The 12,969-nt window shown below is 70.5% G+C and carries 8 protein-coding genes; 6 read left to right on the forward strand and 2 right to left on the reverse strand.

Annotated features, from left to right (window positions below; all coding sequences use genetic code 11):
• Nucleotides 1-53: 53 nt before the first annotated feature.
• From ACIA5A_RS19245 to ACIA5A_RS19255, 3 genes are all read left to right on the forward strand, one after another.
• Nucleotides 54-3,050, forward strand: a complete 2,997-nt coding sequence (locus ACIA5A_RS19245; protein WP_396763799.1) for an endo-1,4-beta-xylanase — start codon at nt 54-56, stop codon at nt 3,048-3,050.
• Entirely contained in the window at nt 3,047-4,210 is a 1,164-nt protein-coding gene (locus ACIA5A_RS19250) for a polysaccharide deacetylase family protein (RefSeq protein WP_396763802.1), read from the forward strand. The genes ACIA5A_RS19245 and ACIA5A_RS19250 overlap by 4 nt, the downstream gene beginning before the upstream one ends.
• Before the next feature lie 71 nt (nt 4,211-4,281).
• The gene (locus ACIA5A_RS19255) at nt 4,282-6,792 is read left to right on the forward strand and encodes a glycosyl hydrolase 2 galactose-binding domain-containing protein (protein WP_396763804.1); all 2,511 of its coding nucleotides are present in this window, start codon (nt 4,282-4,284) and stop codon (nt 6,790-6,792) included.
• A gap of 64 nt (nt 6,793-6,856) precedes the next feature.
• Here the strand turns inward: ACIA5A_RS19255 and ACIA5A_RS19260 are convergent, their stop codons facing one another.
• Nucleotides 6,857-7,864, reverse strand: a complete 1,008-nt coding sequence (locus ACIA5A_RS19260) for an SDR family oxidoreductase (protein WP_396763806.1) — start codon at nt 7,862-7,864, stop codon at nt 6,857-6,859.
• 251 nt (nt 7,865-8,115) lie between these two features.
• Between ACIA5A_RS19260 and ACIA5A_RS19265 the strand changes: the two genes are divergently transcribed.
• Nucleotides 8,116-9,279 (forward strand): glycoside hydrolase family 27 protein, encoded by a 1,164-nt coding sequence (locus tag ACIA5A_RS19265; protein WP_396763809.1) that lies wholly within the window; start codon nt 8,116-8,118, stop codon nt 9,277-9,279.
• Between the two features lie 47 nt (nt 9,280-9,326).
• Here ACIA5A_RS19265 and ACIA5A_RS19270 read toward each other — a convergent pair whose 3' ends face one another.
• Entirely contained in the window at nt 9,327-10,220 is an 894-nt protein-coding gene (locus tag ACIA5A_RS19270; protein WP_396763812.1) for a phytanoyl-CoA dioxygenase family protein, read from the reverse strand.
• 26 nt (nt 10,221-10,246) lie between these two features.
• Here ACIA5A_RS19270 and ACIA5A_RS19275 point away from each other — a divergent pair, with 26 nt between their 5' ends.
• The gene (locus tag ACIA5A_RS19275; RefSeq protein ID WP_396763815.1) at nt 10,247-11,233 is read left to right on the forward strand and encodes a helix-turn-helix domain-containing protein; all 987 of its coding nucleotides are present in this window, start codon (nt 10,247-10,249) and stop codon (nt 11,231-11,233) included.
• A 558-nt stretch (nt 11,234-11,791) separates the two neighbouring features.
• Nucleotides 11,792-12,511 carry a glycoside hydrolase family 11 protein gene (locus tag ACIA5A_RS19280; protein ID WP_396763818.1) on the forward strand — a complete coding sequence of 240 codons (720 nt, stop codon included), beginning with the start codon at nt 11,792-11,794 and terminating at the stop codon, nt 12,509-12,511.
• Nucleotides 12,512-12,969 lie beyond the last annotated feature (458 nt).

Genomic DNA, 12,969 nt, shown 5'->3' on the forward strand with positions numbered 1-12,969 from the left:
ACTGAAATAATGCACAGCCACCCCCACATCCCCCTGTTCCAGAGAGGCGAAGTATGGACCGGATCGCACCACCACCCTGGCGACGGAGAGTCGCGGCGGCCGGTGTCGGCCTGCTCACCCTGGGCCTCGGTGCCGTGGTCGCCCAGGCCGCCACGCAGACGGCGCCGGGCGGCCCCTCGCTGCGTGACGCCGGCGCCGCCCGCGGGCTGCTGATCGGGGCCGCCGTCACCGGCTCGGCCCTACGGGGCGAGATCGAACAGCCATACCTGGACGCGCTCAAGCGCGAGTTCAGCGCGGTCACGCCCGAGAACGACATGAAGTGGAGCTACCTGCAACCGGAGCCGGGCGCCTTCGACTTCACCGCCGCCGACCGGCTGGTCGAACTCGCCGAGGCCAACGGGCAGAAGGTCCACGGCCACACCCTCGCGTGGCACTCCCAGAACCCCGTCTGGGTGGACCAGCTCACCGACCGGGCGACGGCGGAGCGGGTGCTCGAGCAGCACATCAAGACCGTCGTGGGCCGCTACAAGGGTCGGATCGCCTACTGGGACGTCGTCAACGAGGCGATCGCCGACGGCGAGACCGGCCGGCTGCGGGACTCGGTCTGGCTGCGGACTATCGGCCCCGACTACATCGAGAAGGCCTTCCGCTGGGCGCACGAGGCCGACCCGGCCGCGAAGCTCTACTACAACGACTACGAGAACGGCGACCTGGGCGGCAAGTCCAACGGCGTCTACGACCTGCTCCGAAGGCTGAAGGCCAAGGGCGTGCCGGTCGACGGTGTCGGCATCCAGGCGCACTCGCGACCCGACCGCCGTACCGACGGCGAGTACACCCGCAACCTCAACCGCCTGGCCGCGCTGGGGCTCGAGATCCAGATCACCGAGTTGGACAGCGGCATCGCCCTGCCGGCCACCCCGGAAAAGCTGCAGAACCAGGCGCGGATCTACCGGGAGACGGCCGAGTACTGCCTGCGTCAACCCCGCTGCGTGGGCATCACGACCTGGGGGCTCACCGACAAGTACTCGTGGATCGAGACCGCCGACCCCGGCTACGGCCAAGCGCTGCCGCTGGACGCCACCTACCAGCCCAAACCCGCCTACCACGCGCTGCGTGACGCGCTGCTGGCCCGACCGTCGCCACCCGTCGCACCCACGGACGTCGTCGTCGAGACCGGGGACGGGGCCGTGCGGGTGAGCTGGGCGGGCACGGTCGCACCCGGCAGCACCTACGAGATCCGGTACGGGCCGTCGAGGAACGCGCTGACCAGGACGGTGTCGGTCGCGGACACGACGACCACCCGGATCACCGGCCTGCGTAACGGCCGCGACTACGTCTTCGCGGTCGTGGCCCGCAACGCCCTCGGCGCGAGCGCTCCGTCGGCGCCGGTGGCCGCCAGGCCCGTGGCGCGTCTCGCCCGGCCGGCCTTCGCCGCCCCGCGACCGGACCACAAGACCCTCGAACTGTCGTGGCGGCGGGTGCCCGGAGCCACCGGCTACGTGGTCGAGCACCACACCTCACCGGACGGGCCGACGCAGCGTACCGACGTCGGCGACGTGACGAACTACCGACTCGGCGACCTGACCAACGGCACCAGGTACGACGTGTCGGTGCACGCCTACCACGCCGACGGTGACGGATCCCCCTCCGCCACCCGGACCGCCACCCCACGCACCCGGGCCACGCCCGTCGTGACCGCGCCCGAGACGACCGGCACGATCGCGGTGGACGGCAGGCTGACCGAGACCGAGTGGAGACGCCTGCCGGTCAGCCTCGAGAAGGCCACGTACCGCAGCACCCGGGACCGTGGCCGGGCCGGGGTCACGTGGGACACCCAGCGCATCTACTTCGCCGGCCGGGTCGTGGACGAGACCCGGGTGAACGACTCCATCGACCCGTGGCAGGACGACACCTTCGAGATCTTCCTCAACGGCCGGGGCGACCTGCCGGCGTCCTACGACACCGCCTCGGACCGGCACTACTTCCTGCGGTGGAACGACGACACGCTGCACGAGCAGAACGGCCGGACGGCGGGCGCCACCTACCGGTGGTCGACCACCCCGGACGGATACGCCGTCGAACTGTCGGTGACCTGGCAGAGCCTCGGCATCGTGCCGGGTGAGGCCGGCGCGAGGATCGGCGTCGACTTCGCCCTCGACGACGACGACACCGGAGGCATCCGGGACGGCCAGAAGACCGCGTTCGGCTTCGAGAGCAACTACCTCGACCTGTCCGCGATCGGCAGGGCGAAGCTGACGATCCGCTACGCCACCAGCCACCTGCCGCTCGTACCCCTGGTGGACTGCGTGATCGACAACGGCGACGGCACCCGCACGTCCCGGTTCGGCTACGCGAACGAGAACAACGGGCGGGTCGCCGTCCCGGTCGGCCGGCACAACGCGTTCGACCCGGCGCCGGTCGACCGCGACCAGCCCGGCATCTTCGCGCGCGGCGACCAGGAGCGCTTCTACGCCGACTTCACCGGCGACTCGTTGACCTGGCGGCTGCGCGGCCCGGACGGCCGGACGCGCACCGCCGTGGTGGACGCCGGCACACCGAGGTGCGCGACGATCCCCGCCGTGCCGCTGTACCGCGACGCCCTGTCGACGGGCTGGACGTCGTTCGCCTACAACAGCACGATCGATCCCGCCGCGACCGGCACCGTGCACGACGGGACGAGGGCGATGAGCGTGACCGTCACCGGCGCGTACGGACTCGCCGGGCTGGAGAACAAGGCCGCGCCGCTGCAGCTGACCGAGGACAGCGCCCTGGAGATGTGGATCAACGTAGATCCGACCTCCGGCCCCCGGACCTTCGGCTTCGTCAGCTCCAGCGGTGTCGAGGGTGCGCCGAGTTCCACCCCCGTCTACTTCACCGTCCCGCCGGGCGGCTGGGTGAAGAAGACGTTCAGCCACGCCGACCTCGGCAACGCCGACCAACTCCAGTCCTTCTACCTGCAGGACGTGGGAAACCTGCCGGGCACGCAGCCGCCCGTCCACCTCGACGACATCCGCGTACTCAACGTCAAGGCACCCGAGGAGAACCGATGAAACTCCGATCGACAGCGGCGCTCACCGCTTCGGTGCTGGCCGCCGGCGCCCTGGTCGCCGTCACCCCGCCGGCCCAGGCGGCCGTCGCCGGTTATGTGGCGCTCACCTTCGACGACGGCCCGTCCGGCGACAACACGCGTCGCCTGCTGTCGCTGTTGCAGCAGAAGAACACCCGGGCCACGTTCTTCCTTCGGGGTGACCAGGTGGCCGCGGATCCCGCGCTGGCGCTGGCCACCTATCGGGCCGGGCACGACATCGGCAACCACTCGTACACCCATCCCGCGCTGAGCACGCTGTCCGACGACGCGGTGCGGTCCGAGCTGCAGCGGACCAACGACGCGCTGGCCGCCGCGGGCATTCCGCGGCCCTCGCTGTGGCGTCCCCCGTTCGGTGAGGTGGACGACCGGCTGAAGGCCATCGGGGACAGCTTCGGCATGAGCCAGGTCGTCTTCGACAACGTGCCCGCCGACTACGAGGGCGGCCCGAAGGCCGAAGCCCAGTACATCTGCGACTTCGTCGTCGCGCACGCGCAGGACCAGTCGATCGTCCTGCAACACGACTTCGTCGGCGGCACTGTCGACGCGGTCCCCTGCATCGTCGACGGCCTGCGCGCCAGAGGGCTGGAGCCGGGCCGGTTGGTGCCGAGCGCGACCCAGGGGCCGCTCTCGTCCAGTTTCGCCCGAGTGGTTCCCTGGGACAGCCCGTCGCCGTCGTCGCCGACGCCCTTCAGGACGGTCCGCAACCCCGTCCTGGACCGGGACAACTACTACGCCACCCGGTCGACGGACGCCTGGATCAACTCGAGCGTCTACCAGACCGCCTACTTCAAGTTCGACCTGACGGGGGCCGGGCCGGTGACCTCGGCGAAGCTGCGCCTCTACCGGGCGAACACCGAGTCCGGCCAGGTCACCGTCGACGCCCGTCGGGTCGACGACGACAACTGGTCCGACAGCGGGCCGCTGCCGGCGGTCGGCCCCGTGGTGGGCCGCACGACGGCCCCGGCCGCTCGGGGCTGGATCGAACTCGACGTCAGCGACTACGTCCGCGGCGCGTCGGGCGACCAGACGCTGACCATCGCGGTCACCAGCAGTTCCGTCACCTGGACCAGCTTCCACTCCGCCGACAACGGCGCGGACAAGCCGGAACTGGTCCTCAACTGAGCGGCTCGGCCGCCGCACCGCACGGTGCGGCGGCCGAGCCCTTCCCGCTCCAGGATTGGCGAACCACACCGATGGTCACCACGCACGATCTCGGCGGCACCTGGAGCCTCAGGATGATCACCGCCGGTGAGGGCGCACCAGCCCTACTGACCGATGCCCCGATCTCGGGTCAGGTCCCCGGCTGTGTCCACCTCGACCTGCTCGCGGCCGGCCTGATTCCCGACCCCTACCTCGACGACCACGAGGACCGGCTGCACTGGGTCGGCACCTCGACCTGGCGCTACGACCACGACTTCCACCTGCCCGCCGACCCCGGCGCCGACCGGGTCGACCTGGTCTGCGACGGGCTCGACACGGTCGCCGAGGTGCGACTCAACGGTAGGACGGTGGCCCGAACCCGCAACATGCACCGCGCCTACCGCTGGCCGGTCCACCACCTCCTGCGGGCGGGTGCGAACACGCTCAGCGTCGTCTTCCACCCTGTCGACGAGGAGGCGGCCCGGCTCCGGGACACGCTCGGCGACCTCCCCCGCAGCTACACCCACTCGTACAACTTCGTCCGCAAGATGGCCTGCAACTTCGGCTGGGACTGGGGCCCGGACCTGACGACGGCCGGGATCTGGCGCACGATCGGGTTGCAGCGGTGGCACGACGCCCGGCTGGCGCGGGTCCGCCCCCTCGTGACCGTCGACGGGGACGTGGGGACGGCGCGCCTGGTGGTCGACGTCGAACGCACCCGACCGACTCCGCTGACACTCGAAGCTTCCGTCGCCGGTCACCGGGCCGTCACCACGCTGGACGCCACCCAGACCAGCGGCGAGGTCGTCCTCATCGTGCCGAGGGTGCGGCGGTGGCACCCGCACGGTGCCGGAGAGCAGGCGCTGTACGACATCGACCTGACGGTGAGCGACGAGCGGGACGTGCTCGACACCTGGTCGGCCCCGATCGGCTTCCGGTCGGTCCACCTGGACACGAGCGCCGACCCGACCGGACGGCGGTTCTCGCTGCACGTCAACGACGAGCCGCTCATCGTCCGCGGCGTCAACTGGATCCCCGACGACTGCTTCCCGAGCCGGATCACCGTGCGGGACCTCTCCGAACGGCTCCAGCAGGCCCGCGCCGCCGGCGTCAACCTGGTACGGGTCTGGGGCGGCGGCGTCTTCGAGAGCGACGACTTCTACCGCCTGTGCGACGAGATGGGACTCCTCGTCTGGCAGGACATGCTCTTCGCCTGTGCCGCCTACCCCGAGGAGCCCCCGATCCGGGACGAGGTCGAGGCCGAGGTCACCGACGCGGTGCACCGGCTGGCCCCGCATCCGAGTCTGGTGCTGTGGAACGGCTGCAACGAGAACATCTGGGCCCAGCGGGACTGGGGTTGGGGTCCCGGCACCGAGGGACGCACCTGGGGCCTCGGCTACTACCTCGAACTGCTGCCGGACCTGCTACGACGCCTCGATCCGACCCGCCCGTACTGGCCGGGCAGCCCGTTCTCCGGCGCCGACGACCACCCCAACGACCCCGCCTTCGGCACCAGCCACCTGTGGTCGGTGTGGAACGACGTCGACTACGTGCACTACCGGGACTCGGTGCCCCGATTCGTGGGCGAGTTCGGCTTCCAGGGCCCGGCCGCGTACGCCACGCTGCGACGGGCCATCAGCGACCAGCCGCTGACCCCCCGCTCCCCCGGGATGCTGTCGCACCAGAAGGCCGAGGACGGCTACGACAAGCTCGACCGCAGCCTCGCCGCGCACTTCGGCGTCCCCCGGGACTTCGACGACTGGCACTTCCTCGCCTCGCTCAACCAGGCCCGTGCGATCGACCTGGGCATCGCCCACTTCCGCTCGCACGCCCCGCGGTGCACGGGAACCATCCTGTGGCAGTTGAACGACTGCTGGCCCGTAACGTCGTGGTCGGTCGTCGACGGGGACGGCCGGCAGAAACCGGCCTGGTACGCGCTGCGCCGCGCGCACGCGATCCGGATGCTCACGGTGCAACCACGCGCCGGGGGCCTGGCGGTCGTACTCGGCAACGCGGGTCGGCAAACCTGGACCGAGTCCGTCCGGGTGACCCGGCGACGCCTCCGCGACGGAGCTGTTCTGGCCGGCGGCCGCCTCACCTTGACCGCCGGACCGGGACAGAGCGCCGAGGCGCCCCTCCCGCCCGACCTCACCGACACCGACGAGCCACTGGCGGAGTTCGTCGTCGCCGAGACGGCGGACCACGGCCGGACCCTCTGGTTCTTCGCGCCGGACCGGGAATTGCACTATCCGCGGGCGAGCTTCTCCGCCTCCGTCACGCCGACGGGGGACGGGTACCGGGTCGTCCTGCACGCCCACACTCTGCTGCGGGACGTGACGTTCTTCCCGGATCGGCTTGACCCGGTGGCGACGCTCGACGACAACGTGGTGACCCTGCTGTCCGGCGAGTCCCGGACCTTCACCGTACGGTGCGGTCCCCTCCCCGAGCCTCGCCTGCTCGCGGCCGCGCCGGTGTTGCGCTGTGTCAACGACGGGGTGCTCGTCCGGTTGGCCGAGGGTGCCCCGGCCGACGAGCCGGATCCCCGGACGATGGCCGACCGCTGAGGGCGGGCGCCGTCCCGGCGTGCCGATCGGGCGTTGACCCGTCCCGGCACGCCGGTCGTGGGGGTCACCGGGCCGGGTGTATGGGCGCGGCGGCCGAACTGGCACCCCGGGCGGCGACGAGAGCTTCGGTCACCCGATCGACGTTCGCGTCGATCCGCTGCCGGCGGGGATCGGCGTCGAACCAGGCCACGATCTCCCCCGCCCCCTGCCGGAACGGGACACGCGGCCGGAACGAGGGCACCAGCGACCTCAACGTGCTCAGGTCGTACGTGGCGGAGTGCGCCTGATTGTCGAGAAGCAACTCCCCCCAGCCTGGGTCGGCGGCGGCGATGACGTCGGACGGGACGTGCACGATCCGGGCCGGCACGCCGGCGGCGTCGGCGAGGTGCCCGACGATCTGGTCCCAGGTGAGCAGATCGTCCGAGAGGATCTGGATCGCCCGTCCGACGGCTCCCGGATGCCCGAGCAGCGGCACGAAGCCCGCCGCGAAGTCGGTGTGGTGCGTCAGGGTCCACAGCGAGAGCCCGTCGCCGTGCACCACGACCGGGCGGCCGCGCCGCAGCCGGGCGAGCGCGGTCCAGCCGCCGACCAGGGGAACCAGCGTCCGGTCGTACGTGTGGCCGGGTCGGACGACGGTCACCGGCAGACCGTGATCGGTGGCGAGCAACCTCTCGCAGGCGATCTTGTCGCGTGCGTACCGCCAGGTGGGCTCGCCCAGCGGACTCGACTCGGCCAGCGGCAGGCGCGTCGCCGGGAGTTGGTAGACCGAGGTCGTGCTGATGAAGACGTACTGCCCGGTCCGGCCGGCGAAGAGGTCCAGATCAGTTTGGACGTGGTGCGGGGTGAAGGCGATCCAGTCGACCACCACGTCGAACTCCCGTCCGCGCAACGCCGCGCGGACCGCGGGCGCGTCGCGATGGTCCGCGCGGAGCGCCTCGACTCCGGCGGGAAGGGGCCGGCTGGTCACCCCCCGGTTGAGCACGGTCAGCTCATGTCCGACGCGGACCGCCTCGTCGGCACACGCCGAGCTGATCACCCCACTGCCACCGATGAAGAGCACTCGCATCGCCATCCACGGTTCCCTTCGTGCGCAGACCAGACTGGACAGGTCTCCCGACCAGGACCAGCCGACAATCGAAATTCTTTCGATCGTCGGGACGGTAGTGGTACGCCGTCCACCCGGTCAATCAACCCTCGGCCGTCTCGCGCCGAGCCACCTTCGGGACGAAGAGTGTTTTCAATAAAATTTTAGCGTTAACATGCCGGAGTTCATCATCCGATCGCCCGGTCAGGAGACCCCTCATGGTCGCTGAGACGCCCCCCATGGGTTGGAGCAGCTGGAACACCTTCGCCCATCACATCGACGAGGCGGTGATCCGCGAGACGGCGGATGCCCTCGTCGCGACCGGACTACGCGACCTGGGATACCGCTACCTCAACATCGACGACCACTACCAGGGTGGCCGCGACGCCGACGGGCGCATCACCCACCACCCCGAACGCTTTCCGGGCGGAATCCGCGCTCTCGCGGACTACGTGCACGAGCGGGGCCTCAAGTTCGGGCTCTACTCGGACGCGGCGGAGCGCACCTGCGGAGGCGAGGTGGCCAGCTACGGCAATGAGGATCTGGACGCCCAGACGTTCGCCGACTGGCAGATCGACTACCTGAAGTACGACTACTGCCACGCCCCCGAGGACCGGGGCGCAGCGGTCCGGCGCTACACGGCGATGGGCCGGGCACTGCGCGCCACCGGGCGCGACATCGTCTTCAACGTCTGCGAGTGGGGCGGACGCCAGCCGTGGGAGTGGGCGGCACAGGCCGGAGCTCACATGTGGCGCACCACCGGAGACATCTGTGACTCCTGGCAGGGCGGAAGTGGTGTGTACGAGCACGGCATCGAGGAGATCGGCTTCGAACTGCAACGCGGCCTGGAGCGCCACGCGGGCCCCGGCCGGTGGAACGACCCCGACATGCTGGTCGTCGGCATGCGCGGGCGAGGGAACGTCGCCGGCAGCATGGGCTTTGCGGGCTGCACCGACGACGAGTACCGGACGCACTTCGCGCTCTGGTGCATGCTAGCCGCTCCACTGATCATCGGTGCCGATGTCCGGAGCCTCGACGACGTCTCGCTCGAGATCCTGTCCAACGACGAGTTGATCGCCGTCGACCAGGACGGTCTCGGCCGGCAGGGCCGCCGGGTCGCCACCCGGGACGGGTTGGAGATCTGGCTCAAGCCGCTGCTCTTCGGTGACGTGGCGGTCGGTCTGTTCAATCGCCGCGACGCCGAGGCGAGCGCGACGGCCTCCTGGGCTGATCTCGACATCACGGGACAGTACGTGGTGCGCGACCTCTCGACGCACAAGGATCTCGGCGTACGCGGGGGCTCCTCCGCCTCCGTCGACGCCGACCTGCCGCCGCACGGCTGCGCGGTCTTCCGGCTGACTCCGCAGGGTGACGCCGAGGCGGCCGTGCACCGGCCCGGATGACTTCCCTGCTTATGGAAGCTGACGCCCCGGCTACCGGCAGGTGCGCGTCAGCCGTCGATCTCGGTGGGGACGGTCGGGTCGCCCACGTGGACCGGCGGGCGGGGCTCCAGGATCCGGCGCCGGCGCTCGGACAGGGTGGCCAGCCAGGCGGGGTCGTACACGTAGCCGAACCGACTGCCGCCCCAGGCGGGCCCGTAGCGGTAGATCAGCACTCGCCGCTCCCCGGGATTGGTGCGGCTGGATCCGCCGTGCATCAGGCTGTCGGTGAACAGCAACGCGTCACCGCGCTCCAGGTGGATCTCCACCGCGCCGGGCAGGGCGTCCATCCGGTCGCCGCGGTCATAGTCGCCGGCCAGCGGGTGGGGCAGGTTGGCCTTGTGCGAGCCGGGGACCACCATGGTCGCGCCATCGCCGGGGCCGACGTCGGTGAGCGCGACGATGATGTTGACCTGGCCGCACCGGAACACCCCGTTCGCGTACCCGTACGCGCAGCGCAGCGGGCTGTGGTACCCGCCGGAGTGCACCGGGTGATGGCCACCCGCCGTACGGATCGAGGCGATCGACTCGTCGATGTAGACGCCCTCCACGTGGCTGTCCACCTCACCGGCGTAACGGCGCACCCGCGCGATCCAGCTCGGGTGGTCGATGAGTTCCTCGAACGGCGTCCCGGCGGCCACCGCCTGGTGCAGTTCGAAGCCGGTCTCCGGGGTGTAGTCGCGGCGCTGCCCACCTCGGTGCCAGCCGCCCCGGGGCAGGCGGGCCGGGAAGGCGTCGAACTCGGCGTCGAGGCGGTCGGCCAGGTCGGCAGGCACGGCCTGCCGCAGGATCTGATAGCCGTTGACGTCGAAGAGGAAGTCGTCAAGGGCGGTGGGCTGCTGGTCGGCGGCATCGCCCCAGACAGACGAGGACGGGTGGACGTCGGGCGCGGATGGCGTGGCCACGTGTGGCTCCTCGGTCGGTGGGTCACATGTCCCCCCAGCGTCGTCTCCCCGATCCGCTGAAGCAGGGCCGCAATATCGCCGACCCGGTGCGTATCCTCAAGGTCATGCTGTCCGCGCGGCCCGCCGTTCACGACATCGGGCTGCTGGCGTTCGAACTGTCGGGTGATCCCGCGATCGGCGCGCATCTCCACCCGGAGCTGGAGTTCAATCTGCTGTTGCACGGCGCGGCGCACTACGAGACGCCGGCCGGGCAGTGGACGCTGCCGCCGGGGCGGCTGACGGCTTTCTGGGGCGGATACCCGCACCGGCTCTGCGGCAGCGGTCCCCTGCGAATGCTCGGCGCGACACTGCCGGTCAGCGCAGCCGGCCATCCCGTCCTGGCCGAGACGGTCGACGCCCTGCTGGCCGGTCAGGTGCTCATCGGCGCGCCCGACGAGGCGCCGGCCGACGAGTTCCATCTGCGCCGCTGGGGGGACGATCTCGCCTCCCGCTCGTCCCGGGCGATCGAGGTGTGCCTGTTGGAGATCCAGGCGCGGCTGGCCCGTCTGGGCGCAGGCGCCCGGGGCCGTGCGACAGCCCCGGCGCGATCCCGGTCCGCGGAACGGTTGCTGGCGGTGGTCGCCCGCAACTACACCGAGCCGCTACGGGTTGCCGACATCGCGCGGCGCGCCGGTGTGCATCCCACCTACGCCGCCCGGATCTTCCGGGAGACATTCGGCCTGCCGCTGTGGGCGTACGTCGAGCGGCTACGCGTCGGCCACGCGCAGCGCCTGCTCGTCACCAGCGATCGGCCCGTCGACCGGATCGGTCACGAGTGCGGTTACGGGGCCCGGTCGAGCTTCCTCCGGGCGTTCCGCCACCAGACAGGGCAGAGTCCGGCGGAGTATCGCCGGCAGAGACGCGCCGCGGATCTGTCGTGGCCAATTCCGGCCAGGGCACGAGCCGGCCGGGCTGCGCCGTCGCACCTGTGCGCCGACGAGCCGCGCGGCCTGCGCGGCGGGGACCCGACATAGCCCCTGCGGCGTGCCGAGGAGCAACACGGGCGCGCGATTCGGCCTACCGTCAGGATGCGGAGGGCGGACTCAGCAGCGCCACCGGACGGATCCCGCACACCGCTCATCACCGTGCTTCTCCGGCGTTACCTCGAGGGTTCCCTCGGCTCCGTCACGCCACGATCTCAAGCCGCCGGACCACGGGCGGAAAGGCTTCTCACGTTGCAGGACGGGCCACTTCCGCACCACGACAGCTTGTTCAGTCTTCAGGTTGACGTGCGACGAGCACGCCTCTCGCGCGATCCCTAACCGTTCGGCGCGCCATGCCCCCGTGCCGCCCCCTCCGCACTACTCACGTTGTCCGTGCTCGACGGCCTCCAGCACGCACGCCGGCGGACCTGTCAACCCGATCTGGTGGCCCCTACGCCCGGTTGACCACCCGCCTACCCAACCGCGCTGAAGGACTGAAATCTAAAGTCATCGTTGCGTTCCGGTAGCGCAGGGCAACACGGATGACATATTTTATTACTGAACGGTTCAACTGAAAGAAACATCTCCAGCGATCAGAGAGGACCAACCGTGAACGCATCCCCCTCGTCCGAGCGGGCTCGCGGCATCGGCCGCCGCGGTCTCCTTCTCGGCGGTCTCGCCACCGCGGCCACCGCGGCGCTGTCCGTCGCCAAGCCGGGCGCCGCCTTCGCCGACGAGACAGTCGGCGGAGTGGCCTTCCAGACCGGCTACCACAACGGGTACTTCTACTCGTTCTACACCGACATCCCCGGGTCGACCACGATGTACCTGAAAGACGGCGGCGAATACGCCGTCAGCTGGAACAGCACCGGCAACTCTGTCGTCGGCAAGGGATGGGACCGGGGCAGTTGGCGCACCGTCAACTACGAGGGCTACTACGCCCCGAGCACCGGCGGCAGCTTCCTGACTCTCTACGGATGGTCGGCCAACCCCCTGATCGAGTACTACGTCATCGACAACTGGGGTGGCGACTGGGCCGGCTGGAGGCCGGCGCCAGGTGTCTGGAGGGGCACCGTCGATGCCAACGGCGGCACCTACGACATCTACCAGGACACTCGGTACGACGCCCCCTCGGTCGAGGGCACCAAGACCTTCGACCAGTTCTTCAGCGTCCGGCAGTCACCGCGTACGGGAGGCTCGATCACCACGAACGACCACTTCACCGCGTGGGCCAACCTGGGCATGAACCTCGGCTCGTTGGACTACTACATGATCGTCGCCGCCGAGGGCATCAACGGCAGCGGCAACGCCGACATCCACGTCAGCTGACCCCCACCGCCACGACACCAACAGCCCGGCCCCGCCCAGCGTCCACTGGCCGGGGCCGGCTCGCACACACCATGAAGCCGGGTGAGGCCGGCCTCAAGCATGGCCGCACGGCCCGCTCAGCGGTGCGCTCGATCGACACTACGACACCGTCGCTCCCGCGATCGGACGCCGGTCACACCCACCATCGACCGGGCACACCGCCAGCGACGAGCGGGCGTCGTCGGAGGCGAGGAAGACCATGACGGCGGCGGCCCCCGACCCGCCCTCTCGGTGGTCGTGAGCACGGGCCGCGTCACCATCGCCGTGCTGGTCCGCGACAGGTTCGGTGTGGGGCGGGCACTGGTCTCCCGGTCCGATCGCCCCCCCGTTACCTTTTTGATCGTCCCCAGCCGGGGACCCTCGGTCGCCCGGCCCGGTATGACTTCCTGCCCCTGTCGTTCGGATGATCCGGGGGGTGT

The sequence above is a fragment of the Micromonospora sp. NPDC051300 genome (assembly GCF_044455315.1).
Taxonomy (GTDB): Bacteria; Actinomycetota; Actinomycetes; order Mycobacteriales; family Micromonosporaceae; genus Micromonospora; species Micromonospora robiginosa.